Genomic DNA, 25,976 nt, shown 5'->3' with positions numbered 1-25,976 from the left:
GACGTCGCTGCAATTGTGAGTACCCAGTAGCCTATGGCGGACTATAAGGAGCTGTTGCGCCGAGCGATCTCGGCGCTGCCGGAGAACAATGGAGCTGCGCGGCGCGCGGTTTACGAAAAGGCGCGCGCGGCTCTCGTCGGCCAGTTGCGGGCTATCCAGCCCCCTCTGCCCGCTCGCGAGATCACGCAGCACCGGCTGCAGCTCGAAGATTGTATCCGCCAGGTCGAACAGGAAGCCAGCGAAGCCGTCATCAGTCTCGGGCGCGATGCATTGTTTGCGCCGCGCCCGCCTGCTGCCGCCGCGCCGCCCGCGCGCGCGCCCGAGCCGGCACCACCAGCAGAAATCCAGCCCACGCCTGCGGTTCACGCTCAATCGATTGTTGCCGAGCCGGTTCAGGCCGCAGCACCCCAGCCCGTCGAGCCGCCAGCGCCGCAGGTCATCGAGCCGGAAGCCGATCTCGAATCGGACGAATTACCCGCCGATGTCGTGCCGACCGAAGCGGTCGACGAAGACGATAGCCCCCTTTCGATCGAAGAGATCATCGGCCAGGCCGCCAGCGTCAGCGGCGCACAGGTGCAGCCCGTCGTCGCCCCGCTCGTCGTCAAGGACGAAGCGATTGCCAAGCCTGTGGCTCCCGTTGTGGTGGACGAGGCTGTCCCGCCCGGTGCCAATGAACCGGTTCCGCTCAAGCGCCCCAGCATTTTGCCGCGTCGCGAAGCAGCTGCCGCCGTCAGCACCGCGGCCAATAGCGGCTTTTCTGCGCAGCCCGTCATGGCGCGGGTCGAGCCGTCCATGGGATCAAGCGCTGCCGTAGCGCGGCAGACCATGGTCGAGCCCGAGGTTAGCGTCGTCGAACCGCCGGTCGAAACCGCGCTATCGAGCGTTAGGGAAGTCGAGGTCGAGCCGGACGATACGCGGGAAGCCGAAGGCGCCATCGAGCGAGCCATCGAGACGCTCGATCGCGAAGCGCGCGGCGAGCCGACCGAAATGCTGCCCGTGCAGGAAACCCGGGCGCCGCTTGAAGACAGTCTCGCGGACGAAAACGCCGATCCCAGCGCTTTCGATCCAGCGAACGGCGAACGGCGTTCCGGCGCGGGTATGACGATTTTCCTGATCGTCTTCGCGCTCCTCCTGGTCGGCGCCGGTGGCGCGGGCTTTTGGGCCTGGCGCGAAGGCTATGTCGATCTCGACCAGATGTTCGGGCGCACCGAAACGGCGGCAACCGAGACGACCGGAACGCCGCAGCCGACAGCGCCGACGCTCGATGCGCCCGCCGCGCCCGATACCACCACTGGCCCGGGTAATACCGCAACCACTACGCCGAGCGAGCCGACCACGGCCATGCAGGGCATCGATACGGACGACCGGCTGGAGCCGACGCCGGATACGGTGACGCCCAGCGGCAATGAGACAGTGCTGCCCTCGATCAATGGCGGCGAGAACAAGACCGAGGAGCGCCTTTCGGGCGCCGATACCAGCATTGCGGCGGCCAACGACCCGGCCAATAGCGTCGATCCCGCGGTTCTCGCCGGCAGCCAGTCGCTGCTGCTCGAGGCTTCGTCCGATGGCCGCACCGGCGCCGTGCCCTTCTCGGGCACGGTCGATTGGACCAAGGGCGAGGATGAACTGGGCCTGCCCACCCTGATCGGCAAGGCCAGTATTCCGGCGCGCAATCTCAATGTCTCGGTGACCATCCGCAAGAATGGCGATCCGAGCCTGCCGGCCAGCCATCTGATGGAAATCAATTTCGACGTCAACGACACCTTTGTCGGCGGCGCGATTTCGAGCCTGCCGGGTGTGTTGCTCAAGAATGAGGAACTTGTGCCGGGCACGCCGCTGGTCGGCGCCTCGGCCCGCGTCATGGGCAATAGCTTCCTCTTTGCGCTGTCGGCGTCGCCCGATGACCAGACCAACAATTCGCGGCTCCTGGAGTCGCGTCGCTGGCTCGACCTCGCCCTTGTCTATGGCACCGGCCGCAATGCCATCCTGACGCTCGAAAAGGATTCCGATGCGCAGGCGCTGTTCAACGAAGTGTTTGCTGCCTGGGCAACGTGATCAGGCCGGCGTGAGCCGGCCTTCCGCCAGGCGATAGCGGCGCGTCGCCAGCGCCGCGATATCGTCCTCATGGTGACTGACGAGAATAGTGTGCCAACCTTCGCTGCGCGTCAGTTCGCCCACCAGCGCCCTAATGACCTGCCGCGTTTCATCGTCGAGCGCGGAAAAAGGTTCATCCAGCAACAGAATGGCGCGGTCGCGCAACAGCGTACGGGCCAGCGCCACGCGCTGCTTCTGACCGCCGGATAGCGTTGCCGCCGTCTGGTGAGCAAGGCCATCAAGCCCGACGCGCTGCAAAACCTCTTCGACCCGCCGCCGGCCCTCTATTTTGGCCACACCCTTGGGCAGGCCGAGCGCGACGTTTTCATGCGCGCTCAGATGGTCGAAAAGATTGTCCGATTGCAGCAGCAGCGAGAGCGGCCGCGTCTCGGGCGGCAGCGGCAGCAGATTGGCGCCATCAAGCGCCAGTGTGCCGCTCTTCGGGGCCAAAAACCCGGCGATGAGATCGAGCAGCGTCGATTTTCCCGAACCACTGGCCCCGGAAATAGCAGTCACGGCGCCGGCCTCAGCCTCGAATGAGAAATCATAGGTCTGTGCCTCTTTTCCATAGGCAAAGGCGAGGTGCTCAGCGCGAAGCATGGGCGATCCTTTCAAAGAGACGCGGCAGGCCGACAAAGGCGAGGATGGTGCCGATCAGCAAAATGGCGGCGATGGCAGCGGCGTCATTGCTGCGATAGGCGCCCAGGGCGCGGAACATCATCAGCGGCAGGGTCTGGAAATCCTGCGTACCAAAGAGGGCGATAACGCCGAGATCGCCGAGCGAGAAGCAGAAGGCGAGGGCCAGCATGAGCCCGATATCCTTTCCAAGGAGCGGATACTCCACTTTCCAGAATTGCTGCCAGCCCGAGAGCCCAAGCGAGCGTATCAGCTTGCCGCGCGCCCGCACCATGGCGTCGAGTGGCGGTCCCAATGTCGCGACGGCAAAGGGCAGGGCGAGGAGGCTATTGGCAATAATGACGACGACGGGCGCCGCCTGTGCCGTGGCGACGCCAAGATTGCGCACGATGAGGAAAAAACCGAGCGAGAGCACGACGGCCGGCACCGCAAGATAGGCAAAGCTCGGTGTGCCGAGCAGAATGCGCACCGGCCGCTCGCCGCTCGCCGCACGTCCCAGCGTCAGAGCCAGTGCGAGGAGCAGCGTCAGGACAGCCGAAGCGCTACCGATGACGACACTGGTTGCTAGGGACCACCAGAATGTCGGCTGCGCCAGCACCCGGCCAAAACCGGAAACAATCCCATCGATCAGTACCGAGAGGAGGGGCAGGGCAAAACCCACTGTTGCGAGCAACAGCACCAGCCATTGCAGCGCCTGCGCCGGCAGTGCATCGCGCCAGCGCGGCGCGACCGAACGGCCATGCACGCTGACAACGGGCGTGCTGGCCGAGGCGAGAAGGATGACGACGGCGCAGACGGCAATCTGGGTCAGCGCCAGCCGCACCGCACCGGCGAGGTCGAAATCAAGCCGCACGGCTGAATAGATGGCGACTTCCAGCGTCTGGTTGGCCGGACCGCCGCCGAGCAGCAGCACGATGGGAAAACTGGTGAACGCGAGAAGAAAAATGATGGCGCCGAGCCCCGGCAAGCTCGAGCGCATCGCCGGCCAATCGATCAGGGCAAAACGCTGCGTCGCGGATAGGGCCAGCGATTGCCCGACCTTCAACCGCGTTGCCGGAATGGCATCGAGCCGGGCCAACAGAATGCGGGCGGCAAAGGCACCATCGAGAATGACATGAGCGAGAAGAATGCCCGAAAGCCCAAAGGCCGGATTGCCGAGCGAGAAGCCAAACAGCGCCTCACTCGCCTGATTGATCCAGCCATTGCGCCCCCAGATCGACAGAAGTCCAAAAGCGACCACCATGCCGGGCGTGACGATGGCGGCAGCAAAAAGCCCGACGACGAGATCGCGCCCCGGAAAACGCAAACGGTTCAGCGCCCAGGCGAGCGCCATGCCGACGGCAAGCGAGAGCACCATTGTCAGCCCCGCCTGAATGGCGGTCATGCGCAGGAGATGCGGAATATCGATACGCGAGGCCGAACTCGGCTCGGTCGCGGCTTCGAGGATGGCCCAGAGCACGGCCGCAATCAGCCCGGCAATGGCGATAGCGAGGAGGCTCGAAATGGCGATGCGGGCAGGGCGCGGCGGAAGTGTCAGCATTTTTCGCCCCATGCTCCAGCCGGCACCCTCCCCCTTGCGGGGAGAGTTGGAGAGGGGGACGGGAGCCACAACGGTGCCGTGCTTGCCGTCACCCCCTCCCATCCTCCCCCATCAAGGGGGAGGTGTTGCATCGAGTATGTCGCACAATCAAGCCGCATCCACCGGCCTGCACCTCCCCCTTGATGGGGGAGGGTGGGAGGGGGTGTTGGCCGTGTACGCTGGTAGCCGCTCACGTCTACTGCACCGCCGCCAGCATTTCGTCGATCCAGGCCGAGGAATGGGCCAGAATATCCTCGTCGCTCAGACGCAGCGTTTTTTCCGGCTGCGGCAGGGTGGCAAAGGCAGGATTGAGATCAGCCCCGAGATCGACCACCGGGAACATCCAATTGGTCGTCGGAATGATCTTTTGGCCCTCGGGCGAGGTGAACCAGGCCAAAAATTCCTTGGCCAGTTCCTGCTGATCCGAAGACTTCAAAATCCCCGCAACTTCGATCTGCGGATAGTGCCCTTCCTCGAACAGCGCCGCCTTGATCGTCTCGTCCTTGTCTTCGATGATGTGATAGGCGGGCGAGGTGGTATAGGAGAGCGCCATGTCGGCCTCGCCATCAAGGAAGAGCGAATAGCTCTCGCTCCATTCGCGCGTGACGGTCAGGATGTGCGGCTTGAGCCCAGCCCAGATTTCAGGGGCGCGATCGCCATAGGCGGCCTTGATCCAGAGGACGAGGCCGAGGCCGGGCGTCGCCGAACGTGGATCCTGCACCACGATCTTGAAATCCTCCGGCATGGCGATCAGCTCTTCGAAATTCTTCGGCGGCGTCGCGGTCCGGTCGGTGTCATACATGAAGGCGAAGTGCGAATAATCGAACGGCACGAATTGCGCATCGGTCCAGGCTTCGGGCAGCGCCAATTTGTCGAGCGTCAGGCCATGATCGGCAAAAAGCCCGGTGGCGCGGGCTTCCCCGGCGATAGCTGTGTCGAGCCCGACGATCAGATCGGCGTCGGTCGTCGCGCCTTCAAGCTGCACGCGGCGCAGCGTGCCGATGGAGCTGTCAGCGGCAACCCAGTTGAGCTTGCAGCCGCAAACCGGCTCGAACGCGGCCGAGAGTTGCGGACCCGGGCCCCATTCGGCGGCAAAGCCGTCATAGGTGTAGATGGTGAGCGTGGGCACGTCCTGCGCATAGGCAGAACCGGCAGACAATCCAAAAAGGACCGCAAGCGCCAGATAAGTGGATTTGACCATTTGGTCATCCCTTCAACGGTTGCGGCCATGGGAGAAGGGTATGTGTCAATGGAAGAGGACGCGAGGGCACTCTTGCCATCTCGAACTTCCTCCGCCAGCATGACCTGGTTCAGGTTCAATGGGTAACTCTCAGCTCCGGAAGATTTCCAGAACACCCCAGCGAGACGGCTCGGACCATATTGAGAGAAATGTGACAGTGCAAGTGACTTCAGAACGCAGCCCGGATGCGCTGCCGCTGGTTTTTGATCGCCCCCTCGCCATTGTCGGCGGCGGCACGGTAGACGGCGCCCTTTTGCGCGAATTGGCCGAAAAAGGCGTGGCGCTGGTCGGGGCCGATGGCGGCGCGGACACGATCGGGGCGGCCGGTCTTGTGCCCGAGGCTGTTATCGGCGATCTCGATTCGCTTGAAAATCGCGCCGGCTGGGAAAGCCGCTCCCGCGTCATCCATATCCCCGAACAGATCACCACCGATTTCCAGAAAGCGCTCTATTCGACCATTGCTCCGGTGACCCTGGCGCTGGGCATGACCGGCAAACGCCTCGATCATACCCTCGCCGCGCTCAGCGCCGTGCTGCAATATGCACCGAGCCGCCGCCTCATGCTGGTCGATGAGGTCGACGTGGCCCTCGCGGTCACCGGCCCCATCGCTTTCGACGCAGGGAAACGCGAACGCGTGTCGATCCACCCACTGGTGCCTATTCGCTTCCGCCGTTCCACGGGCCTGTTTTACCCCATGGACGGCCTGCTGCTGGAGCCGGGTGGGCTCATCGGCACGTCCAACGAGGGGACGGGCGGACAGGTAGAAATCGAGCCCGAAGACGAAACGCCCTGGCTGCTTATCTTGAGTAAAGAGCGGCTCTGGGATCTGGTCGATGCTTAGAGCGCATCACGTTTTGGTTGAAAGGCATGTCTGAGTAGTCCTCATGGTGAGGTGCTTTGCAGAGCAAAGCCTCGAACCACGAGGGCGTGGCACTGCGTCATCGGGGCACGTCCTCGTGGTTCGAGGCTGCGCTGCGCTTCGCGCCTCACCATGAGGACTACTTTTACGTCCGCCAAAACGCGAACCGACCTGGTTCCAAACAAAAAACTCCCGCATTCCTTTCGAAACGCGGGAGCCAATTTCTTCAATCGCCAAAATACCTAGTGCGCGTGGGCAGCCTGCTGCACGGCTTCCTGCACCTTTTCAAAGGCGCGGACTTCGATCTGGCGGATGCGCTCGCGGCTGACGTCATATTGCTGGGCCAGTTCTTCGAGCGTTGCCGGATTGTCCTGCAGGCGGCGGGCCTGGAAGATGGCGCGTTCGCGTTCGTTGAGCACATCCATGGCTTGATTGAGGAGGCCCATGCGCTCGCTGAACTCCTGAGTTTCCCCAAGGCTCGTTTCCTGGTCCGGCGTATCGTCGACCAGCCAGTCCTGCCATTCCGAGGATCCCTCGTCGGCCCGCATGGGCGAATTGAGCGAAGCATCACCCGAAAGGCGTGCATTCATCGACACGACGTCGTCTTCAGTCACTTTGAGCGTCGTGGCGATCTGCTTGATCTGGTCGGGGTGGAGACTCCCGTCGTCCAGCGCGGCGATCTGTCCCTTCACCTTACGCAGGTTGAAGAACAGCCGCTTCTGGGCCGCAGTGGTGCCGATCTTGACGAGGCTCCACGAGCGCAGCACATATTCCTGAATGGCGGCACGGATCCACCACATGGCATAGGTCGCGAGTCTGAAACCCTTTTCGGGTTCGAAGCGCTTGACCGCATGCATGAGGCCAACATTGCCTTCCGAGATGACTTCCGAGATCGGCAGGCCATAGCCACGATAACCCATGGCGATCTTGGCGACGAGACGCAGATGGCTGGTGATCAGCCTCTGGGCCGCGCCTGGATCGGCATGTTCCTTGTAGCGTTTGGCGAGCATATATTCTTCATCCGGTTCCAGCATCGGGAACTTGCGGATTTCCTGCAGATAGCGGCTAAGGCCACCTTCGGCGGAGAGAATTGGCAGATTGGTTTGGGCCATGGACGCACCCCCTTTCTTATCCCCCGCATCGCGCGGGCGGAAAAATCTCCCCCTGTCCGAACGGCACAAGCGAAGACGCACCGCCTAATATAGGCGGCAGTTTGGCAATTTTAAGAGGCAGGAACCGCACATAACGTTACAAATTGGATAAGGTTCCCGCTCACCTCTTACGCAGCCTCATAAACACTACGCGCCAGCGGGCCTTTCGGTTCGATCACCCTTGAGTGATTCCGGCCTTTCTCAGCGCGCAAACGCCTTGTCATAGGGCTCCAGCGCATCCTGAAGCGCCTGGAGATCGTCGGGTAGGTCAGCTTCGAACATCATCTCTTCGCCCGTCACCGGATGCTCGAAACCGAGCTGAGCCGCGTGCAGCGCCTGCCGCCCAAGGCTGCGGACTGCCCCGGCCAATGCTTCGGGCAAACGATTGACCTTGGTCACATAGCCTGAGGCATAGACCTGATCGGCGACCAGCGGATGGCCGATGTGAGCCATGTGCACGCGGATCTGATGCGTGCGGCCGGTTTCGAGCTGGCACTCGATGCGGGTGATATCCCAGCCTTCGTCGCCATAGCGCGCCTCGACGGAATAATGGGTGATGGCTTCGCGCCCATCCTTGCGCACCGCCTGCTTGACCCGGTTGCCGGGATCGCGACCGATAGGCGCATCGACCGTGCCCAGGGCGCCTTGCGTCGTGCCCCAGGCAAAGGCGGTATAGGCGCGATGCAGCGGCCCGGTGCGGCCATGGTCGGCGAACTGCTTGGAGAGGTGCTTGTGCGCCTTTTCCGTCTTGGCGGCGACCATCACGCCCGAGGTGTCGCGGTCGAGCCGATGCACGATGCCGGGGCGCTTTACCCCGCCAATACCCTTCAAACTCTCCCCGCAGTGAAAGATCAGCGCATTGACCAATGTGCCATTGGGCGAGCCGGGGGCAGGGTGCACCACCATGCCCACCGGCTTGTTGATAACGATGAGCTGATCATCCTCATAAAGGATATCGAGCGGAATATCCTCGGCGGCGGGCTCGGGATCTTCGGGGGGTGGGGCAAGAAGGACGATTGTCTCACCGGTCTTCAAGCGATACTTGGGTTCGCTGACGGGTTTGCCGTCGATGGTGACGGCGCCGTTGAGGATCAGATCCTTGATGCGGCTACGGCTCAAAACGTCGTGCTCTTTGGCGAGCACGGCATCGAGCCGGCCCCCGGCATGGGTTTCATCGACGACAAGTTCGATCGGCTCGTCCTCGAATTCAGAAACGGTATCGTCTGCCATGAGTGATCCTGACATGTCCGGCAATAAGCCCGCCCCTGCCGAAACCGAAGTCTCGCCCGAGGCTGCCGCCGTTATTGGAAAAGCGCGCCGTTCGGCGGGTTTCGCCATGGGCATCATGTTGCTGGGCTTTATGGCGATTGGCGTGGCGGTTGTCTATCGCCTCATGCGCGATGCGCCGCCCCCGACCATTGCAGCAAGCGTCAGCGTTCCGCCTGGCTCCGAAGTCGTTTCGGCGCTGACGGTCGATGGCACCATTCAGGTGACCTACCGTGCCGGCGGCGCGGTCATGCTGTCGGTCTTTGATTCCAAAACCGGCGAATTGCGCCAAAGCACGGAAATCGCGGCGCAGTAGTGGCCTTCCCCTACCGCCCCTGAATTTCCCGCAGTGCCGCCAGGCGATCCGACACCGACCCGCGGGGCGGAGTTTCGCTCGTCGGCGGCTCCAGCGTTCCCATCGATTCCCCATCGTCGGCAAAGCGCTGCACGCGGTCGAACAGGCTTTCCTCGGGATTGTCGTTGAGCGGGGCCTCGTGGTCGACGGCATAAACCAGCCGGCTGACGCTGGCGGCTATGTCGTTGAGCTTCTCGCGCAGATGCGCCTCTTCAAACCGCTCGGTTTCCCAATCCGCGAGGATCGAGGATTCGACATTGGCGACTTTGGAACGGAGGCGCTCCACCTCGTCTTCGAGGCCGAGCTTGTCGGCCAGCAATTGCTCGGCCCGGCCGTGGCTTTGGGCCACCGCTTCGCTCGATTCCGCCAAAAGCGCGTTGAGACGGTTTTCGGCGCTGGCAATGCGGGCTTCCGCGGTGACCAGAGCCTCGGCGTTTTCCTCCTGGCGGGCGTCGCGCCGCGCCAGCGCATCGCGCATCTGGGCGATGGCGGCCGTCGCCTCGGACGAGCGGCGATCGGAATTTTCCAGCCGGCCGATCAGGCTGCGCGCCTGATCTTCAAGAAAGCTCGCCCGCTTGCGCTCGATGGCCAAGAGCGCCGTCACCCGATCGATATCCTGATCATAATCGCCAGTGAGGTCTTCCGGGCCGGTCGGTTGAGGAAAACCGTCGCGCAGGCTCAAGCGCAGGGTTTCGATCTCGTCCTGGCGCACTTCGACGTCGCGATCGCGCATGCGCAGCCGCTGCGCCAGGTCGGTGCCGTCCTTTTCCAGTTCGATAATGCGCGCCCGCAGCTCGATCTGCCGGCTTTCAAGCTCGGCAACCACGGCCATATGCTGTTCGCGTTCGGCCTTGAGCGCGCCGAGATCGGTGCGCTTCTGGTTCACATCGCTCAATTGCTCGGCGAGGCGTTTTCGCAGGGTCTCGACATTCATTTCGAGCCTGCGGGTCGAGAGCGCAAATTCGGCGCGCAACTGATCCTTGTCGGCGCGGAATTCGGAAAGCGTGATGGGGGTTGCCGCTTCGATGCGGCGCTTGGTCAGGCGCACGGCGCGCTTCCACACGGCCGGCATGACAATCAGCGCCACCAGCCCCGCCACCAGCAGGCCCAGCGCAAAATACATCATGTTCTCGATCAGCATCGCGCATACTCCGGCCGCAAGGCAGCCCCGGCACAGCCGGCTCGTCCATATTCCGATTTAGCGCTCAGGTTTTACCCTGGCCATCTCCACAGAAGATTAACCCTAACGGCTTTGGGACACGAGTCACGAAAAAGCCGGGGACAAAGCCCCGGCTTCCAAACGCGTATTGGAGGCAACCGCCGGCCTCAGAAGGGGTTCCAGGTCGGCTCATTGGTGAAGTTGAGATAGCCCACATTGATGCCGAGACGCGCGCCGACGCCCGAACGGATCGGCACGATGACCACATTGCCGCGCTTGGTCACGGTCATGCCGAGCCCGCCGATCACATAGGCCGAGCCATCGACGCCGGGATAGCGGCCGAGAACTTCCTGAATGGTCTGAAGATTATAGACCAGCATCATCACTTTCGAGCCATCGCCGCCGACGTCGAAGCCGATGCTCGGGCCCTGCCAGAAGATCGAATATTCCCCGGCATTGCGGGTATAGAGTTTGCCCTCGCCATATTTGGCGCCGACAAAGAGCGCGCCGCCGGCCTCCTCGCCGAGGATATAGCCATTGGGCAGGCCGAACTGGCTCACGGCCTTTTCGACGACCGAGGCAAGGCCCTGGCTGGCCGAGCCGAAAAACTGGTGTCCGCTTTCAACCAGTTCGTCACCCGAATAGGTGTCGCTCAGCGAACCCTGTGCCAGGGCGGGTGCGGAAGCGGGCAGTGCGAGGGCCAGCATAAGGGCACCGATTTTGGCCAGGCGTTTGAACATGGATCATCTCCCTTGGGCGGCTCAGCGTGGTTACGAAGACATTAAGGTCTTTGCGGCAAATTTACCGCCGACGACGTGCCGATCCTGGATTTCGATCATGCAGCAAACCTCTAAACAAATCTTAACCATGTTCGCCGTGGTGCTGCCGCTTTTCGGGCCATTTTCTGCCCATTTTACCCCTGCGCTCGCCCAGTCCGTCGTCAGCTACATCACCGCCGATCCGCTCACCGGCATTGCCATTGGCGGCATGGACCCGGTGTCCTATTTCACCGAAAAAGCGCCGCTGCCGGGCAAGCCCGAGTTTGAATTCTACTGGATGGGCGCGCCCTGGCATTTCGCCAATGAAGCCAATTTTGAGGTTTTCAAACGCCATCCGGAAATCTACGCCCCCCAATATGGCGGCCATGGCGCCATGAGCATGGCGCGCGGTTTCGTCTCGGATTCCGATGCGCGGCTCTATACCGTGTTCAAGGACCGCCTCTTCCTTTTCTATTCGGCGGCCAATCGCGAGGCCTTCCTGCTCTCGCCTGATGCTGCCGCGCGACAGGGCGCCGCAAACTGGCCCTCATTGTCCAAAACGCTATCGACGCAGTAGTGCTGGGCCGCGCGCCCCTTTATCCTTTCAAAGACTGATTCACCGCTTCGGCGGGCATGGAGACCTAAGATGACCGATATCATTGAGCTCAAGGCAACGGACCTCGCCGCGATGCTGTGCTCGCGGGTTTGCCATGACCTGATCAACTCCATCGGCGCCATCGGCAATGGGCTCGAAGTTTTGGCCGATCCTTCCCAGGCAGAAATGTCGGAAGGCGCGCGTGACCTGATCGCCAGTGCCGCGAAGCAAAGCCGGGCCAAACTCGAATTTGCCCGCCTTGCCTATGGCGCCTCCTCGACCGCCGGCACCGATATCGACACGCGTGAATGCGAGCGCGTGGCGCGCATTCTCTTCGATATCGAAAAGGCCGATCTCGACTGGAACGTGCCGCTGATCCTCCTGCCCAAGCACAAGGCCAAGCTTCTTATGAACATGCTGCTGATCGCAGCGGGTTCCGTGCCGCGTGGTGGTCTTGTCAGCGTCAAGGTTTCGGGCCCGGCGGGGGAAGAAAAGTTCGAGTTCAGCTCCAAGAGCGATCCCGAAAAGCGCCAGAAAACGTTGATCCCATCCGGCTCGGCCGGTCTTCTCTCCGGCATGCCGGAAGAAGGTTCGGTCGATGCGCGGGGCATCCAGCCGTTTTATACCGGCCTTCTCGCCCGCATGACCGATATGGAGATCGATATCGGCATCGAAGCCGACGTCTTCTTCTTCACCGCCGTGCCCAAGGCCAAGGAAGATGCGTCAGCCGGGGACGCTACAGCGGCGACCGCCAGCGAATAATTGGCATTGCGCTTGGCGGAAAAGTTTCTTTTTCGCTAACCATTCCCAAACCACTTTTCGCGCATAGTCCGGGCAGCGCCTGCCTGCCCGGAGCTCCGCCATGCCCACATGCCTGATCGTTGACGACTCCACCGTCGTGCGCAAGGTTGCCCGCCGTATTCTCGAAGACCTCGACTACACGGTCGAAGAAGCCGAGGACGGCCAGGAAGCCTTCGAAAAGTGCAAGGCGAACATGCCCGACGCGATCCTGCTCGATTGGAACATGCCGATCATGAGCGGGCTCGAATTTCTCAAATTGCTGCGCGCCTTTATCGGCGGGGAAAAACCGCACATCGTCTATTGCACGGTCGAGCACGACATCGGCGCCATCGCCATGGCCCGCAAGGAAGGCGCCAACGACTATATGATGAAGCCCTTCGACCGGCAGAGCCTTGAGGTGAAATTCGACCTCAGCCGGTTCGAGACGGTCTAACTCTCCACCTCCGCCGCCCGCCCCAGCAGATATGCCCGCTCCCGCTCATTGCGCGTCAGCTCCGCTGCGTGCCTGAAATCGAGATTGGCCTCGGTGTGCCGCTCGAGTTTGCGCAAGAGATCGCCGCGCACGCCGTAGAGCAGGTGGTAATTCTCGAGCGTACCGCTGTCCCGAATGGCTTCCACCAGAGGCAGCGCCGCCGCCGGTCCGTCGGCCATCGACACGGCCACGGCCCGGTTGAGCTCCACTACCGGCGAGGGCATGATTTCGACCAGCACGGCATAAAGCGAGGCAATCCGGCGCCAATCGGTATCGCCGGCCCGGCGGGCTCTGGCGTGACACGCCGCAATGGCGGCCTGTAATGCATAAGGCCCCGCGACACCGTTGAGCGCATTGACGCGATCGAGCCCGGCAAGGCCGCGCCTTATCATCAACTGGTCCCAGAGCGCCCGGTTCTGGTCCGGCAACAGGATCGGTTCGCCCCTGGCATTGGTGCGCGCATTGACGCGGCTATGCTGAATTTCCATCAGCGCCAGCAGTCCATGCACTTCGGGCTCCTCGGGCATCAGCCGGGCGAGCGTGCGGCCCATGCGCATGGCTTCTTCGCAAAGCTGTGGGCGCATCCAGTCCTCGCCCGCAGTCGCCGAATAGCCCTCGTTGAAGATGAGATAAAGCACGCCGAGCACCGATTGGAGCCGTTCGGCGCGCTCCTCGCCGCGCGGCACCTCATAGGGAAGGCCCGCATCGGCAATGGTGCGCTTGGCGCGCACGATGCGCTGGCCGATCGTCGTGTCACTGGCAAGGAATGCCCGGGCGATTTCCTCGGTGGTCAGCCCGCCGATCAGCCGCAGCGTCAGCGCGACGCGGCTTTCGGCCGGCAGGATCGGGTGGCAAGAGGTGAAAATGAGGCGCAGAAGATCGTCGCCGACATCGTCGTCCATGCTTTCATGGATGGCGGTTTCGGCGTCCGGCACCTCGTCCTCCATGATCCGGCCGACCTCTTCGAGCTTGCCCGCCGCCATCTTGCGGTGGCGAAAATAGTCGATGGCCTTGCGCTTGCCCGCCTGCATCAGCCAGGCGCCGGGATTGCGCGGCACGCCGGTTTCCGGCCAATGTTTTAGCGCCGCCATCAAGGCGTCCTGCGCCAGTTCCTCGGCCAGCGAAATGTCGCGCACGAGGCGGGTCAGGCCGGCGATCAGCCGCGCCTGTTCCACGCGCCAGACGGTTGAAATGGCCTTGTCGGTTTCTTGGCGACTGCTCATCGGCCCCTCCAGATCGCGGGCAAGGGTGCCAGCGAAGTGGCGCGAGGAAAAGGCCGGAATGCGGTGCACCGGCAAGAATGGTCATTGATCGAACATGCCCTTGGGCGTTTCGCCCTTGAGGAAGGGCTCGATAAACCCCATCAGCAGATCGACCTGATCGATCACCGCGGTATGCGATGTCGCCGGCAGAATGGCGAGGCGGGAGGCGCCGAGGGGTTTTCCCATATCGCCGGGCGCGCCGCCGCCGAGCAGACGGAACATGCTCACGATATGCTCAAGCGTCATCATGTCGGCGTCGCCCGCGATGATCAGCACGGGTGATTTCAGCGCTTTCACTTCTTCGCCCCAGGCAAGCGGTTCGTGTTCCAGCGCGATCATGCGCTCGACGAAGGGCCTAAAACCCTCGGGATCAGGCGCATATTGTTTCCAGGCGTCTTCCATGGGCGAACCGATGAACATTTCCGGGGTCATGGTCGGGATCATTTCGAGAAAAGCCGGCTGCGAGCCCGCCATGTCATAGCTCACCGAGGCCGTAACCAGTTGGTCGACCTTTTTGGGATGGTCGATGGCGAGCCGCAGTCCGGCCGCCGCACCCATGGAATAGCCAAAGATATCGGCCTTCTCCAGGCCGACTTCATCCATGAAGACAGCCACGTCGTCGGCAAGATTGGGATAGGTGATCGGCCGATCGATATCCTCGGTCCGGCCATGCCCCTGGAATTCAATGGCATAGACCGTGTGGCTTTTTGCCAGCGCCGGAATGATGCCGCCCATGGCGGGTATGTTCATATAGGCGCCGTGCAACACGACGATCGGATCGCCCGAACCCGAAACCTCATAATACATGCGCATGCCGTTGACCTCGGCATAGTCGCCCTTTGCGGCATTTTCGGCAAAGACACCGGCAGTGGCGGCGAGCGTCATGGTCAGGGCAGCAAGTGTCGAACGGATCATGTCCAGTCTCCTCAGCGGCGGCAGCGCGCCTTCACTGAGACAACGAGTGGCTCCCGGCCATTTCGACACGAGAAGGCATATTTTGGTGCCCAAAAAGCAAAAACCCCGCGCGATGCGTCGCGCGGGGTTTTTCAATCCATTCGTCGCCGGAAGGTCAGGCGACGTTTTCGCTGTAGACGTCGGCCTCATCGGGCTCGCGCAGCACGTAGCCACGGCCCCAGACGGTTTCGATGTAATTCTTGCCGCCGGTGGCAACGCTGAGCTTCTTGCGCAGCTTGCAGATGAAGACGTCGATGATCTTCAGTTCCGGCTCGTCCATGCCACCATAGAGGTGGTTGAGGAACATTTCCTTGGTCAGGGTCGTACCCTTGCGGAGCGAAAGCAGCTCCAGCATCTGGTATTCCTTGCCCGTGAGGTGGACGCGGGCGCCCTGCACTTCCACGGTCTTGGTGTCGAGGTTGACCATAAGGTCGCCCGTCGAGATGACCGACTGGGCATGGCCCTTGGAGCGGCGAACGATGGCGTGGATGCGAGCCACGAGTTCGTCTTTGTGGAAGGGCTTGGTCATGTAGTCGTCGGCACCGAAGCCGAGACCGCGAACCTTGTCTTCGATGCCTGCAAGGCCCGAGAGGATCAGGATCGGCGTCTGCACCTTGGCGACGCGCAATGTCCGCAGAACCTCATAGCCGCTCATGTCGGGCAGATTGAGATCGAGCAGGATGATATCGTAATCATACAGTTTGCCGAGATCGACGCCTTCCTCACCGAGATCGGTGGTGTAGACGTTGAAACTTTCGGACTTGAGCATCAGTTCGATGCTCTGCGCCGTGGCGCTATCGTCCTCGATGAGGAGTACCCGCATTATATTCCCCTTGTCATTCGTTCCTGCTGGAACCTGCGTGGTGGGATGACAAGTCCAACCACCACGCTCCAACCCTACTGGATATGACTGAAGCCTAAGCCCAAATAGTTAACAAAGTTTAATTCGCTTCGGCAATACGCAAACACTGTTAGGGTGATTTTAATTTAAGTGTTTGAAATCGTTAATAAAATTAGATGAAAATTTCTTAAGGTAGTACGTTAAGAAGTGCCTACAAGCGATTCAGGCGACTCGTGCATTTCGTGATCTGGGAGTGGTTTGGGCTTAAAGCTCCGCCCTCAAGGCCAAAGGCCCGAACGCTCAGCCAATAGCGAATTTAAGTTAATGTTCGGTTATCTTGCGATTCGCGGCGGCCCCGATTCGCGGGCTCGGCGTAAACCATATTTGTGTCAGCAAAAGGCCCGGATCACGCATGAAGGCGCTCATATCGGCCGTGGACGCCATTGACGATGTCGAGGTGTTCGGGCGCGTCAAATCGGTCCAGGGCCTGCTTATTGAAGTGGTCGGCCCGGTGCGCGAATTGCGCGTCGGCGGGCGCGTCATGATCGAGGGCAGCGATGGGGAGCATCTTGCCGCCGAAATCATCGGCTTTCGCGATGGTCATGCCCTCTGTCTGCCCTTTGGCGAATTGAGCGGCGTGCGGCTCGGCTGCAAGGCCGTGTTCAAGCGCCATGATGGCTCGGTCAATCCCTCCATGGCCTGGCTCGGCCGCGTCATCAATGCCAATGGCGAACCCATCGACGGCATGGGCCCTTTGGCGCGCGGGGCAAAAGCCTATCCGCTGCGCCAGTCCCCGCTTGCGGCGCATGATCGCGTCCGCGTGGGCGAACCGCTCGATCTTGGCGTGCGCACCCTCAATACTTTCACGACGCTTTGCGAAGGCCAGCGCATGGGCATCTTTGCCGGCTCGGGCGTGGGCAAGTCCGTCCTTATGTCGATGCTGGCGCGCAATACCAATGTCGACGTCTCGGTCATCGGGCTGATCGGCGAGCGCGGCCGCGAGGTGCACGAGTTCATTCAGGAATATCTGGGCGAAGAAGGCCTCAAGCGTGCCATCGTCGTTGTCGCGACCTCGGACGAAGCCGCGCTGATGCGCCGGCAGGCCGCCTATATCTCCCTCGCGCTTTCCGAATATCTGCGCGATGAGGGGCTGCGGGTCCTTTGTATGATGGACTCGCTCACCCGCTTTGCCATGGCGCAGCGCGAGATCGGTCTTTCCATCGGCGAACCGCCCACCGCCAAGGGTTATCCACCGACGGTTTTCACAGAATTGCCACGTTTGCTCGAACGTGCGGGCCCCGGTACGCCTTCTACCGGTTCTATTACCGGACTATTTACCGTTTTGGTGGAAGGTGATGATCACAATGAGCCAATTGCGGACGCCGTTCGTGGCATTCTTGACGGGCACATTGTGATGGAGCGCGGTATTGCCGAGCGGGGGCGTTATCCCGCCGTCAACGTGCTCCGGTCCATTTCGCGCACCATGCCAGGGTGCGTACCGGCCGAGGTTCGGCCGGTTCTGGCAAGGGCGCGAGAGCTCATGTCCATTTTTTCGGACATGGAGGAACTGATCCGGCTGGGGGCTTACCGCAAAGGGTCAGATCCGAATGTGGACCGCGCTATCGCTATCAACCCGAAGCTGGAAGGTTTTCTGAACCAGCAGCGGGAAGAGACGTCGACGATCGAGGAGGGCTATCAGCGCCTTGCAGAGATCATCGCCGAAGCCGATGCGCAGGTCTGACGGGAGTGTGCTTGGGGCCTCTTTCGGAGACTGACTTGGTGTGTAAGGAGTACAGGTCTTGAAATCGCGCAGTGAGAGCCTCATTCGGCTCAAGAAGTTCAATGTCGACGAAAAGCGCCGGCAGGTCATGCAGATCGAAATGATGGTCGCGGACTTCGAGCGCATGGCTTCCGAGCTCGATCAGCAGATCGAGATCGAGCAGACCAAGACCGGCATTTCCGATGTCGCCCATTTTGCCTATTCCACCTTTGCCAAGGCCGCTTTGCAGCGCCGCGACAATCTGCTGGCATCCGCCCAGGACATGCGCGGCAAGCTCGAAACGGCACAGGACCAGTTGGCCGAAGCCCTCGAAGACCTGAAAAAGGTCGAATTGCTCGACCAGCGCGAACATCAGCGCGAGCGTGACGAGCAGAACAAGATCGAGCAGCAAGACTACGACGAAATTGCCCGCCAGCGTTTTCGCAACCGCTGACACCAAAATCACGGAACGCAAAAAGGCCCGCCGAAGCGGGCCTTTTCCTTTCCTTGGCCTTCAGTGAGCGAAGGGCCGCAGGAGAGATTAGTTGGTGGTGACGGGGGCCGGAGCCATCGCGTCGGGAGCAGCCGGCGCCATTGCATCAGGGGCAGCCGGAGCCGTGCCGTCAGCGGCACCGTCCACGGGTTCATCCTCGGCCCAGACGAAGTCCGGGGCAGTGGTCAGGGCTTCAGCCGTGGTCGGCAGCACCCAGCGTTCGGTATTGTCGGCGGCAAGGGTGAATTCGAGCGAGTCGAAATCGACGGCAACGCTCTTTTCGCCAATGCCGAGGAAACCGCCCACGCCGATCACGACGGCTTCAATCTGGCCGGTTTCAGAAAACACCAGATCGCTGATCGAGCCGATTTCTTCGGCGTCGTCACCGGCGCTGGAATAGACCGGCTGACCGATCAGGCGTGTACCGAGATTATCGGTATCGGCGGCCACATAGCCGGCCGACATGTCCCAGGGCTCATTGACATCCGTGGTCTGTGCAGCGCCGGTATCAACCGGAGCAGCCGTCACTTCAGCCGGGGTGGTGGCATCCGCCGGGGCCACCGCGGGCGCCTCGGTGGTGGTTGCCGGAGCGTCGGTCGGGGCAGGGGCCGGGGTGGTCTGAGCAATAGCAGCAGTACCCATGAGCATGGCAACGGCCGTAGTGGTCAAAAGCGTGCGGATCATTGTAGGCTCCAATGGTTCATTTGTTTGAACAGGGCCATGCGGCGCAAAACTTGCCGGTAGAGTGCCGTGTGGCCCGTTATGCTGGATCAACGTCTCGATCCGCGAGCCGTTCCCGATCAATTTCCCCCATTGGCAGGGAACCATTTGGACGTCTCCCCCCGGAAACGTTGAACCCTTTCCTTCGCAAAGGTTGAAAAGGCCGGCTCCCGCGCGAGGCGGTGCCGGCCCTTTTCCGCCTCCCTGGCGGTTGGTCGCGTCCTGCGAAAAGACAAGAATTCGCGTTCTCAACCAGAAGCACCACACACTGGTTGCCGCCCGGCAGGACGCGCTCTTTTGAGCGACAAGCCCACAATAACGCAGCTTTGAGGGCAGGAGTCCCCCAGCGAGGTTAATGCGTTAAATTTGAATTAATCGATTAGGACGGCGCTAGCCTTGTCATAGTCGCGCATGGCCCGGTGCGGCATGCCGCCATCCATGAATTCCGGGCCGAAAGCGACAAAACCGAGCTTCTCGTAAAGCCCCAATTTGTCCGATTGCGCGGTCAGGAAAAAGCGCTCGCTTCCCTTGGCGCGCGCATCGGTCATCGCCTTTTCGATCAGCTTTCGCGCCACGCCCTTGCCGCGCCAGGCCTGATGCACGGCAACGCGACCGATCTTCATATGCTCGGGCTGCGCGATAAGCCGCAAGGTTGCGACGACATTGCCCTCGGCGACGGCGACATAGTGGGTCGCGGTGAGGTCAGAGCTGTCGAGCTCTTCCTCTTGCGGCACTTTCTGCTCCCAGACGAACACCTCCCTCCGCAGGGCGAAGGCGGCATTGGAAAGGGTCGAAAAGACGGGGACGGAAACAATGATGATGTCGGACATGGACGAGGGTTTACCAGCAAGTTTTTGCCACTGGAAGGGCGTCGCTCACTCCGCCTCTTCGAGCGTTGCCAATTGCCCCAATGCCGGGGCCTGATGCACCAGATCGTTCACAAACCCCAGTTTCTCGATCACCGCCGGAGACAGCACGAAGGGATAGGCGTCAGCCTGCCCCATGGCGCGGTTGAGATTGTTGAGGAGCGAAGCGAGGGGTATCCAGTTATCGACGATCGCTGCCATGTCGGGCGCCATATAGGGATCGAAGGACACCGGAAGCAGCGCCAGCGCCTCGTCGCCCGTGCGCGGCCGTGCCCTGATGCCGAAGGCATCAGCCATTTCCACCGTATCGACGATGTGGAGATAGTGCGCGAAAGTCTCGGCAAAATCCTCCCACGGATGAGCCGTCGCATAGGCGCTGATATGACTTTGCGGCCAACCCGCGGGCGCGCCATGGGCATAATAGGCCTTGAGCGCCGTGCCATAGTCGCTTCGCTCATCGCCAAAGAGCGCGCGAAACTGCGTTTCCGGCGGCTGCCCGCTCACCAGCAGGTCCCAATAATGGTGCCCGATCTCATGTCGAAAATGACCGAGAAGGGTCCGATATGGCTCGCCCATGCCGGTACGCCGGCGCTCGCGTTCGGCGTCATCGGCTTCCGCCAGGGCAATGGTGATGATGCCGTTCTCGTGCCCGGTCATCACATGCGGCGCGCTGCCGGCATCGGCGAGAAAACGAAATGCGAGGCCGTGCGTAGGGTCTTCCGCGCGTGTCTTCAGCGGCAGGCCGAGGCGCAGCAGCGAATAGACCAGGCGTTTCTTGGCCCGTTCGACCACCTGCCAGCGGCTGAGGTTTTCCGGATTGTCGAGCGCAGGAATGGTCTCATTGTGCCGGCAGGCCGCGCAAAGAACTGGCCCGCCGGGTTCCGCTTCAATCAGCCAGTTGCAGGCCCCGTGTCTGGCATTGTCGCAATAGATATAGGCGCCTCCCGCAAAGGCCGGCGCGTGCCAAACGCCCTCCGCCTCATCGAGCGAGACGAGCGCGTTTTGTTCCGGCAGATAGCCAAGCGCGTGGCCGCAATGCTCGCAGCGGCTGTTCTCGAAATAGACCGTATTGCCGCAATGATCGCAGCTGAAGAGGCGCATGCCGATCCCCTGTTGGTGCGGGGATAATGGCACGCGGGGCTTGCCGTTCCCCGCGAAAAGAGAAACTGTCCCGCCATTGAGCCGGAGCCACGTCCCATGAGCGTCGAATTTCTCATCACGACCCTGATCGTCGTCGTCTCTCCGGGCGCGGGCGCGCTCTATACGATCGCTGCCGGGCTCGGTCGCGGCAGCAAGGCGAGCCTCTGGGCGGCCCTTTTTTGCACCTTGGGCATCGTCCCGCACATGATCGCCGCGATTACCGGCCTCGCCGCCATTCTCCATGCCAGCGCGCTGGCCTTCGAGATCATCAAATATCTCGGGGTCGCCTATCTCCTCTACATGGCCTGGGCCACGCTCAAAGAAACCGGCTCGCTCTCGGTTGCCGCCAATGCCGAGCCCAAAAGCCTCAAGGATATGGCGATCGAGGTTGTGTTGATAAACCTCCTCAATCCAAAACTCTCGATCTTCTTCTTCGCCTTCCTGCCCCAGTTCGTGCCGGCCGATGCGCCGGGTGCGGTGCCGCAGATGCTGCAGCTAAGCTTGGTGTTCATGCTCATGACCTTCGTGGTCTTTGCGCTTTATGGGCTCTTTGCCGCCGCCATTCGCGGTCACGTCATCTCCAAACCCGCCATCATGACCTGGATGCGCCGCTCCTTTGCCGCCGCTTTCGTGGCGCTCGGGGCCAAGCTGGCGCTGACCAGCCGGTAAAATCTCGCGTCATGGCGGCGTCGTCGGCAACTGCTAGGCCAAGCTCGCGTTCTGCATTCATGCGAAACGAGGAGAGCACCATGCACCATGTCGAGGAAAATAAAGTCCGTGATCGCGCCTACCAGCTTTGGGCCGACGCCGGCCAGCCGGAGGATCGCGAACAGGATTTCTGGTATCAGGCCGAGCGCGAGCTTGCCGAAGAAGACGAGGTCGATACCTCGCGTGAGGCGTCGGTCATCAACCTGCCGCCGCTGGTTCCGGGCAATATCGCGAGCTGACCAAAAGAAAGGGCGAACCCGAGGGTTCGCCCTTTTGCATTTGAGGGATGTTGATCAGGCCTAGATGGCGCCCACCGTCTTGAGGCGCACGCGGGGATGAACCTCGTTCTGGCTCATCACCACGGTCTGCGGGCGGAAGCGCTCGATGATGGCGCGCACATGCGGGCGGATCGAGGGAGAGGTGATCATCACCGGCAGTTCGCCCTGCTGGGCCGCCTTTTCGAAGGCCTGACCGACCGACATGATGAACTGCTGCAAGCGGCTGGGCGCCATGGCGAGGTGGCGGTGCTCGCCTTCGCCAACCATGGCTTCGGCAAAGTCGCGTTCCCATTGCGGGGAGAGGGTAAGGAGCGGCAGGTTGCCGTCCTGGCCCAGATTGGCGGCGCAGATCTGGCGGGCGAGGCGGCTGCGCACATGCTCGGTGATCGCCTGGATCGAACGGCCGGGGGCCGCCACTTCGGCAATGCCTTCAAGGATGGTCGAGAGATCGCGGATCGAGATGCGTTCGGTGAGAAGCGCCTGCAGCACGCGCTGCACGCCGGAAACCGAAATCTGGCTCGGGATAATGTCTTCCACCAGCTTCTGCTGATCCTTGGGCAGGCCCGAAAGCAGCGTCTGCACATTGGCATAGCTCAAAAGCTCGGCAACGTTGGCCTTGAGCACTTCGGTCAGGTGGGTCGAAATCACCGTCGAAGGATCGATGATCGAGAGACCGCGCAGTTCAGCTTCGTCGCGCAGCGCCGGATCGATCCAGGTTGCCGGCAGGCCAAAGGTTGGCTCGGTCGTCTGGTTGCCGGGCAGGTCGATCGGATTGCCATAGGGGTCCATGACCATGAGGAGGTTGGCGTGGATCTGGCCGTGGGCGGCCTCCACTTCCTTGATGCGAACCTTATAGTCGTTGGGCTCGAGCTGCATGTTGTCGAGAATGCGGACCGGGGGCATGACGAAGCCCAGTTCGAGCGCCAGTTGCCGGCGCAGCGCCTTGATCTGCTCGGTCAGGCGGTCGGTGCCGCTCTCGTCTTCCTTGACGAGACCGAGGAGGCCATAGCCGAGTTCGAGCTTGAGATCGTCGATCTTGAGGCTGTCGCTGATCGGCGGTTCGCCGGCTGGTGCGGCGCCGGGCATGCCGGGCGCACCCTGTGGCGCCTTGGCGGCGGCATCGGCGACGGTCTTGGCGCGTTCCACCACTTCGCGAGCGGTCTTGGTTTTCGAGGCGCGGAAGGCGGCATAGCCGACGCCACCGGACAGGGCGAGGAAGGGCAGGAGCGGCATGCCGGGCAGCAGGGCAAGGCCGGCCATAACGGCCGAAGCCATGCCGAGCGCCTTGGGATAGCCGCTGAACTGGGCGGTCAGCGCCTTGTCGGCGGCGCCGGTCACGCCCGATTTCGACACGAGAATACCGGCTGCGGTCGAAACGATCAGTGCCGGGATCTGCGACACGAGGCCGTCGCCGATCGTAAGAAGCGTATAGACGCTGCCGGCTTCGGCTGGGGAAAGACCTTCCTGCATGATGCCGATGGCCATGCCCGCCGACACGTTGATGAAGGTGATGATCAAGCCGGCAATGGCGTCGCCGCGCACGAATTTGGAGGCACCGTCCATGTTACCGAAAAAGGCGCTTTCGCCTTCGAGGTCGGCACGGCGCTTCTTGGCGGTATCTTCATCGATCAGGCCCGCCGAAAGGTCGGCGTCGATGGCCATCTGCTTGCCGGGCATGGCGTCGAGGCTGAAGCGCGCCGCGACTTCGGCGATACGGCCCGAACCCTTGGTGATGACGATGAAGTTCACGATCACGAGGATGATGAAGATCACGATACCGATGACGAAATTGCCGCGGGTCACGAAGTTGCCGAAGGCTTCGATGACGTGACCGGCAGCGGCCGTGCCATTGTGGCCTTCAGAAAGGATCAGACGGGTCGTCGCGAGGTTGAGGCCGAGGCGCAACATGGTCGCGATCAGCAGAACCGTCGGAAAGCTCGAAAATTCCAGCGGCCGCTGAATGAACAGCGAGGTCATCAGGATCATCACCGAAAAGACGATCGAGATGGCGAGCAGCATGTCGACCATCAGCGCCGGCAGCGGCACGATGAGGATGATGATCAGCCCCATCACGCCGGTGGCGAGCGCGATATCGCCTGAACGCAGCGTGTCCAGAATGCTCTTTACCGGAGGCAGCTTGAAGTTTGAGCGAGACGGGGAAGCAGAAATATCGGTCATCGTGCCGGTCCTATGGCCTCAGGCCAAAGTCGAAAACCCCACTCCCGGGACGGGAGAGGGGGAAGTCAGGGTTTGCGGAGCGCGGCGGGCGCTCAAGCGACGTTCCGGCGTTCGCCGGGGTCGGGGATAGTCATCCCCTCATCCGAGTACTGGTTGAGCTTGTTGCGCAGGGTGCGGATCGAGATGCCGAGGATATTGGCCGCATGCGTGCGGTTGCCCCAGGTGTGATCGAGCGTATCGAGGATCAGTTCGCGTTCCACATCGGCCACGGTCCGGCCAACAAGGGCGCGGGACATGGCTTCGGCGGTTTCGGCAAGCTGCTGGGCCGGCGAATGCAGGCGAGCGGCTTCGCTCAGACCCATGCCGTCGGGCAGCACGATGGCTTCGGCCCCGATCATGGTGCCGGTGGCGAGGAGTACCGCGCGGTGCAGCGTATTTTCCAGTTCACGCACATTGCCCGGCCAGGGCGCGTGGAGGAGAGCGTGGCGCGCGTCTTCGGACAGTTCGCGCTTGGGCAGGCCATTGGCCTTGGCATATTTGGCAACGAAGTGATCGGCCAGCGCCACGATGTCGCCGGGGCGTTCGCGCAGCGCGGGCAGCTTCAGGTTCACGACGTTGAGGCGGAACAACAGGTCTTCGCGGAACGAGCCTTCGCGCACCGCATCGGTCAGATTGCGGTTCGAGGTTGCAAGGATGCGGATATCGACGGGCACGGGCTTGGTGCCGCCGACGCGGTCGATGATCCTCTCCTGAATGGCGCGCAGCAGTTTTGCCTGCAGGCGCACATCCATTTCCGAGATTTCGTCGAGCAGCAGCGTGCCGCCTGTTGCTTCCTCGAATTTGCCGATGCGGCGGGCGATGGCGCCGGTGAACGCACCTTTTTCATGCCCGAAGAGTTCGGATTCGAGCAGTGCTTCAGGGATAGCGGCGCAGTTGACCGAGATGAAGGGCTTGTTGGCGCGCTTGGAGCGCGAATGGACGAAGCGGGCGACGACTTCCTTGCCGGTGCCGCTCTCGCCGGTGATCAGGATCGAGGCTTCGGAGGCGGCTACCTGTTCGGCCATCTTGACGACGCGCTGCATCGCCGGATCGCGGAAGAGGAAATCTTCGCTATCGCGCGACACGGCCTGGATGACGGCGGCGATCAGCGTCGCGTCGGGGGGCAGGGGGATATATTCCTTGGCGCCGGCGCGGATAGCGTTGACGGCGGCGGCGGCATTGGTCTCGACGCCACAGGCGACGACGGGAATGGCGATGCGTTCGGCTTCAAGTCCGGCGATGAGCCCGGCAATGTCCATCATGACATCGACCAGCAAGAGGTCGGCGCCGCGCCCGGTGCGCAGGGCCGCCAGCGCGATTTCGATGCTCGGGGCATGGGCGACCTTGGCGCCGCCATCCATGGCCATTTTGGTGGCCTGGCTCAGTTGACCTTCGAGGGCTCCGACGATGAGGAGACGCATACCAGTCACTCCCGTTCTTATTATTGGGGCTTGATGATCTCGGTCATGGTGACGCCGAGCCGGTTTTCCACCAGCACGATTTCGCCACGGGCAACGAGGCGGTCATTGACGTAGATTTCGACGGCTTCGCCGACCTGACGGTCGAGTTCAACCACCGTGCCGGTATCGAGCTTGAGAAGGCTCGCCACCGGCATCTTGGTGCGGCCGAGGACGACCGAAACACGCACCGGCACATCGAACACGGCTTCGAGGTCGTCGGCAGTGCGTTCGATATAGGCTTCGGCGCGGCTTTCGCTGCCCGGGGCGGACATTTCGTCCATGCCGAAATCTTGAACTTCGGCGGTATCGGTCT

At 62.0% G+C, this 25,976-nt stretch carries 26 protein-coding genes and 1 riboswitch; of the genes, 10 read left to right on the top strand and 16 right to left on the bottom strand.

Annotation, left to right across the window (positions count from 1 at the left end; translation table 11 throughout):
* Nucleotides 1-33 precede the first annotated feature (33 nt).
* Complete coding sequence (locus ASD83_RS13080; RefSeq protein WP_056311520.1) at nucleotides 34-2,055, top strand: hypothetical protein; 2,022 nt, start codon at nucleotides 34-36, stop codon at nucleotides 2,053-2,055.
* Here the strand turns inward: ASD83_RS13080 and ASD83_RS13075 are convergent, their stop codons facing one another.
* From ASD83_RS13075 to thiB, 3 genes are all read right to left on the bottom strand, one after another.
* The gene (locus tag ASD83_RS13075; protein WP_056311518.1) at nucleotides 2,056-2,694 is read right to left on the bottom strand and encodes an ATP-binding cassette domain-containing protein; all 639 of its coding nucleotides are present in this window, start codon (nucleotides 2,692-2,694) and stop codon (nucleotides 2,056-2,058) included. It abuts the gene before it with no gap.
* Nucleotides 2,681-4,270, bottom strand: coding sequence for a hypothetical protein (locus ASD83_RS13070; protein ID WP_056311516.1), 1,590 nt, complete (start codon nucleotides 4,268-4,270; stop codon nucleotides 2,681-2,683). Before ASD83_RS13070 ends, ASD83_RS13075 begins: the two co-directional genes overlap by 14 nt.
* A 235-nt stretch (nucleotides 4,271-4,505) precedes the next feature.
* Nucleotides 4,506-5,510: a thiamine ABC transporter substrate binding subunit gene (thiB, locus tag ASD83_RS13065; RefSeq protein ID WP_056311514.1), complete on the bottom strand. Its 1,005-nt coding sequence runs from the start codon at nucleotides 5,508-5,510 to the stop codon at nucleotides 4,506-4,508.
* Between the two features lie 69 nt (nucleotides 5,511-5,579).
* Nucleotides 5,580-5,679, bottom strand: a riboswitch (TPP riboswitch).
* 33 nt (nucleotides 5,680-5,712) lie between these two features.
* Between thiB and ASD83_RS13060 the strand changes: the two genes are divergently transcribed.
* Nucleotides 5,713-6,390: a thiamine diphosphokinase gene (locus ASD83_RS13060; protein WP_056311512.1), complete on the top strand. Its 678-nt coding sequence runs from the start codon at nucleotides 5,713-5,715 to the stop codon at nucleotides 6,388-6,390.
* Nucleotides 6,391-6,650: 260 nt separating this feature from the next.
* Here ASD83_RS13060 and rpoH read toward each other — a convergent pair whose 3' ends face one another.
* Together rpoH and ASD83_RS13050 are read right to left on the bottom strand one after the other, a co-directional pair.
* Nucleotides 6,651-7,520 carry an RNA polymerase sigma factor RpoH gene (rpoH, locus tag ASD83_RS13055; RefSeq protein ID WP_056311510.1) on the bottom strand — a complete coding sequence of 290 codons (870 nt, stop codon included), beginning with the start codon at nucleotides 7,518-7,520 and terminating at the stop codon, nucleotides 6,651-6,653.
* A 240-nt stretch (nucleotides 7,521-7,760) separates the two neighbouring features.
* A complete protein-coding gene (locus ASD83_RS13050) occupies nucleotides 7,761-8,789 on the bottom strand; it encodes an RluA family pseudouridine synthase (protein WP_056311507.1) in 1,029 nt (342 codons plus the stop codon).
* Between ASD83_RS13050 and ASD83_RS13045 the strand changes: the two genes are divergently transcribed.
* Nucleotides 8,788-9,141, top strand: a complete 354-nt coding sequence (locus ASD83_RS13045; RefSeq protein ID WP_156385944.1) for a DUF6476 family protein — start codon at nucleotides 8,788-8,790, stop codon at nucleotides 9,139-9,141. The two genes, ASD83_RS13050 and ASD83_RS13045, sit on opposite strands and share 2 nt — an antisense overlap.
* Nucleotides 9,142-9,151: 10 nt before the next feature.
* On the opposite strand, the gene ASD83_RS13040 is transcribed toward ASD83_RS13045, so the two are convergent.
* Both ASD83_RS13040 and ASD83_RS13035 read right to left on the bottom strand, forming a co-directional pair.
* Entirely contained in the window at nucleotides 9,152-10,321 is a 1,170-nt protein-coding gene (locus tag ASD83_RS13040; protein ID WP_056311503.1) for a hypothetical protein, read from the bottom strand.
* Between the two features lie 185 nt (nucleotides 10,322-10,506).
* Nucleotides 10,507-11,079 (bottom strand): DUF1134 domain-containing protein, encoded by a 573-nt coding sequence (locus tag ASD83_RS13035; protein ID WP_056311501.1) that lies wholly within the window; start codon nucleotides 11,077-11,079, stop codon nucleotides 10,507-10,509.
* A 97-nt stretch (nucleotides 11,080-11,176) separates the two neighbouring features.
* On the opposite strand from ASD83_RS13035, the gene ASD83_RS13030 reads away from it, so the two are divergent.
* The 3 genes from ASD83_RS13030 to ASD83_RS13020 all read left to right on the top strand — a co-directional run bounded on the left by ASD83_RS13030 (nucleotide 11,177) and on the right by ASD83_RS13020 (nucleotide 12,926).
* Entirely contained in the window at nucleotides 11,177-11,674 is a 498-nt protein-coding gene (locus ASD83_RS13030; protein ID WP_156385943.1) for a YHS domain-containing (seleno)protein, read from the top strand.
* A gap of 69 nt (nucleotides 11,675-11,743) precedes the next feature.
* A complete protein-coding gene (gene chpT / locus ASD83_RS13025; RefSeq protein ID WP_056311496.1) occupies nucleotides 11,744-12,454 on the top strand; it encodes a histidine phosphotransferase ChpT in 711 nt (236 codons plus the stop codon).
* Nucleotides 12,455-12,554: 100 nt separating this feature from the next.
* Complete coding sequence (locus ASD83_RS13020) at nucleotides 12,555-12,926, top strand: response regulator (protein WP_056311494.1); 372 nt, start codon at nucleotides 12,555-12,557, stop codon at nucleotides 12,924-12,926.
* Here ASD83_RS13020 and ASD83_RS13015 read toward each other — a convergent pair.
* From ASD83_RS13015 to ctrA, 3 genes are all read right to left on the bottom strand, one after another.
* Nucleotides 12,923-14,188 carry an RNA polymerase sigma factor gene (locus ASD83_RS13015; RefSeq protein WP_056312422.1) on the bottom strand — a complete coding sequence of 422 codons (1,266 nt, stop codon included), beginning with the start codon at nucleotides 14,186-14,188 and terminating at the stop codon, nucleotides 12,923-12,925. The two genes, ASD83_RS13020 and ASD83_RS13015, sit on opposite strands and share 4 nt — an antisense overlap.
* Before the next feature lie 81 nt (nucleotides 14,189-14,269).
* Entirely contained in the window at nucleotides 14,270-15,112 is an 843-nt protein-coding gene (locus ASD83_RS13010) for an alpha/beta fold hydrolase (RefSeq protein ID WP_413813500.1), read from the bottom strand.
* Nucleotides 15,113-15,296: 184 nt separating this feature from the next.
* Entirely contained in the window at nucleotides 15,297-16,004 is a 708-nt protein-coding gene (gene ctrA / locus ASD83_RS13005; protein WP_035085763.1) for a response regulator transcription factor CtrA, read from the bottom strand.
* 430 nt (nucleotides 16,005-16,434) lie between these two features.
* On the opposite strand from ctrA, the gene fliI reads away from it, so the two are divergent.
* Nucleotides 16,435-17,763, top strand: coding sequence for a flagellar protein export ATPase FliI (gene fliI / locus ASD83_RS13000; protein WP_056311490.1), 1,329 nt, complete (start codon nucleotides 16,435-16,437; stop codon nucleotides 17,761-17,763).
* Between the two features lie 58 nt (nucleotides 17,764-17,821).
* The gene (fliJ, locus tag ASD83_RS12995) at nucleotides 17,822-18,235 is read left to right on the top strand and encodes a flagellar export protein FliJ (protein WP_056311488.1); all 414 of its coding nucleotides are present in this window, start codon (nucleotides 17,822-17,824) and stop codon (nucleotides 18,233-18,235) included.
* Nucleotides 18,236-18,322: 87 nt separating this feature from the next.
* On the opposite strand, the gene ASD83_RS12990 is transcribed toward fliJ, so the two are convergent.
* The 3 genes from ASD83_RS12990 to ASD83_RS12980 form a co-directional block, all read right to left on the bottom strand.
* Nucleotides 18,323-18,958 (bottom strand): PRC-barrel domain-containing protein, encoded by a 636-nt coding sequence (locus ASD83_RS12990; RefSeq protein WP_056311487.1) that lies wholly within the window; start codon nucleotides 18,956-18,958, stop codon nucleotides 18,323-18,325.
* A 407-nt stretch (nucleotides 18,959-19,365) separates the two neighbouring features.
* Nucleotides 19,366-19,824, bottom strand: coding sequence for a GNAT family N-acetyltransferase (locus ASD83_RS12985; protein ID WP_056311484.1), 459 nt, complete (start codon nucleotides 19,822-19,824; stop codon nucleotides 19,366-19,368).
* Nucleotides 19,825-19,869: 45 nt separating this feature from the next.
* Nucleotides 19,870-20,961, bottom strand: a complete 1,092-nt coding sequence (locus tag ASD83_RS12980; protein WP_056311482.1) for a putative zinc-binding metallopeptidase — start codon at nucleotides 20,959-20,961, stop codon at nucleotides 19,870-19,872.
* A gap of 96 nt (nucleotides 20,962-21,057) precedes the next feature.
* Between ASD83_RS12980 and ASD83_RS12975 the strand changes: the two genes are divergently transcribed.
* Both ASD83_RS12975 and ASD83_RS12970 read left to right on the top strand, forming a co-directional pair.
* Nucleotides 21,058-21,669, top strand: coding sequence for a LysE family translocator (locus ASD83_RS12975; protein ID WP_056311480.1), 612 nt, complete (start codon nucleotides 21,058-21,060; stop codon nucleotides 21,667-21,669).
* An 80-nt stretch (nucleotides 21,670-21,749) separates the two neighbouring features.
* Entirely contained in the window at nucleotides 21,750-21,947 is a 198-nt protein-coding gene (locus ASD83_RS12970) for a DUF2934 domain-containing protein (protein ID WP_082561251.1), read from the top strand.
* A 60-nt stretch (nucleotides 21,948-22,007) separates the two neighbouring features.
* Here the strand turns inward: ASD83_RS12970 and flhA are convergent, their stop codons facing one another.
* The 3 genes from flhA to fliN form a co-directional block, all read right to left on the bottom strand.
* Nucleotides 22,008-24,164 carry a flagellar biosynthesis protein FlhA gene (gene flhA, locus ASD83_RS12965; RefSeq protein WP_056311476.1) on the bottom strand — a complete coding sequence of 719 codons (2,157 nt, stop codon included), beginning with the start codon at nucleotides 24,162-24,164 and terminating at the stop codon, nucleotides 22,008-22,010.
* A gap of 92 nt (nucleotides 24,165-24,256) precedes the next feature.
* Nucleotides 24,257-25,624, bottom strand: a complete 1,368-nt coding sequence (locus ASD83_RS12960) for a sigma-54 dependent transcriptional regulator (RefSeq protein WP_056311473.1) — start codon at nucleotides 25,622-25,624, stop codon at nucleotides 24,257-24,259.
* Nucleotides 25,625-25,644: 20 nt separating this feature from the next.
* Nucleotides 25,645-25,944, bottom strand: a complete 300-nt coding sequence (gene fliN / locus ASD83_RS12955) for a flagellar motor switch protein FliN (protein ID WP_056312420.1) — start codon at nucleotides 25,942-25,944, stop codon at nucleotides 25,645-25,647.
* Between the last annotated feature and the right edge of the window lie 32 nt (nucleotides 25,945-25,976).

Source organism: Devosia sp. Root685 (genome assembly GCF_001427875.1).
GTDB lineage: Bacteria > Pseudomonadota > Alphaproteobacteria > Rhizobiales > Devosiaceae > Devosia.
This window is presented reverse-complemented; position numbering and strand designations above follow the sequence as displayed.

Bases quoted from the DNA above. Each gene is read 5' to 3' on its own strand.
- ASD83_RS12960 (WP_056311473.1), bottom strand. From the start codon at position 25,624: ATGCGTCTCCTCATCGTCGGAGCCCTCGAAGGTCAACTGAGCCAGGCC.
- chpT (WP_056311496.1), top strand. From the start codon at position 11,744: ATGACCGATATCATTGAGCTCAAGGCAACGGACCTCGCCGCGATGCTG.
- fliI (WP_056311490.1), top strand. From the start codon at position 16,435: ATGAAGGCGCTCATATCGGCCGTGGACGCCATTGACGATGTCGAGGTG.
- ctrA (WP_035085763.1), bottom strand. From the start codon at position 16,004: ATGCGGGTACTCCTCATCGAGGACGATAGCGCCACGGCGCAGAGCATC.
- ASD83_RS13045 (WP_156385944.1), top strand. From the start codon at position 8,788: ATGAGTGATCCTGACATGTCCGGCAATAAGCCCGCCCCTGCCGAAACC.
- flhA (WP_056311476.1), bottom strand. From the start codon at position 24,164: ATGACCGATATTTCTGCTTCCCCGTCTCGCTCAAACTTCAAGCTGCCT.
- ASD83_RS13030 (WP_156385943.1), top strand. From the start codon at position 11,177: ATGCAGCAAACCTCTAAACAAATCTTAACCATGTTCGCCGTGGTGCTG.
- ASD83_RS12980 (WP_056311482.1), bottom strand. From the start codon at position 20,961: ATGCGCCTCTTCAGCTGCGATCATTGCGGCAATACGGTCTATTTCGAG.
- ASD83_RS13035 (WP_056311501.1), bottom strand. From the start codon at position 11,079: ATGTTCAAACGCCTGGCCAAAATCGGTGCCCTTATGCTGGCCCTCGCA.
- ASD83_RS13050 (WP_056311507.1), bottom strand. From the start codon at position 8,789: ATGGCAGACGATACCGTTTCTGAATTCGAGGACGAGCCGATCGAACTT.
- rpoH (WP_056311510.1), bottom strand. From the start codon at position 7,520: ATGGCCCAAACCAATCTGCCAATTCTCTCCGCCGAAGGTGGCCTTAGC.
- ASD83_RS13015 (WP_056312422.1), bottom strand. From the start codon at position 14,188: ATGAGCAGTCGCCAAGAAACCGACAAGGCCATTTCAACCGTCTGGCGC.
- ASD83_RS13020 (WP_056311494.1), top strand. From the start codon at position 12,555: ATGCCCACATGCCTGATCGTTGACGACTCCACCGTCGTGCGCAAGGTT.
- ASD83_RS13040 (WP_056311503.1), bottom strand. From the start codon at position 10,321: ATGCTGATCGAGAACATGATGTATTTTGCGCTGGGCCTGCTGGTGGCG.
- ASD83_RS12970 (WP_082561251.1), top strand. From the start codon at position 21,750: ATGCACCATGTCGAGGAAAATAAAGTCCGTGATCGCGCCTACCAGCTT.
- fliN (WP_056312420.1), bottom strand. From the start codon at position 25,944: ATGGACGAAATGTCCGCCCCGGGCAGCGAAAGCCGCGCCGAAGCCTAT.
- ASD83_RS12985 (WP_056311484.1), bottom strand. From the start codon at position 19,824: ATGTCCGACATCATCATTGTTTCCGTCCCCGTCTTTTCGACCCTTTCC.
- ASD83_RS13075 (WP_056311518.1), bottom strand. From the start codon at position 2,694: ATGCTTCGCGCTGAGCACCTCGCCTTTGCCTATGGAAAAGAGGCACAG.
- ASD83_RS13010 (WP_413813500.1), bottom strand. From the start codon at position 15,112: ATGACGCTCGCCGCCACTGCCGGTGTCTTTGCCGAAAATGCCGCAAAG.
- ASD83_RS12975 (WP_056311480.1), top strand. From the start codon at position 21,058: ATGAGCGTCGAATTTCTCATCACGACCCTGATCGTCGTCGTCTCTCCG.
- ASD83_RS13070 (WP_056311516.1), bottom strand. From the start codon at position 4,270: ATGCTGACACTTCCGCCGCGCCCTGCCCGCATCGCCATTTCGAGCCTC.
- ASD83_RS12990 (WP_056311487.1), bottom strand. From the start codon at position 18,958: ATGATCCGCACGCTTTTGACCACTACGGCCGTTGCCATGCTCATGGGT.
- thiB (WP_056311514.1), bottom strand. From the start codon at position 5,510: ATGGTCAAATCCACTTATCTGGCGCTTGCGGTCCTTTTTGGATTGTCT.
- ASD83_RS13080 (WP_056311520.1), top strand. From the start codon at position 34: ATGGCGGACTATAAGGAGCTGTTGCGCCGAGCGATCTCGGCGCTGCCG.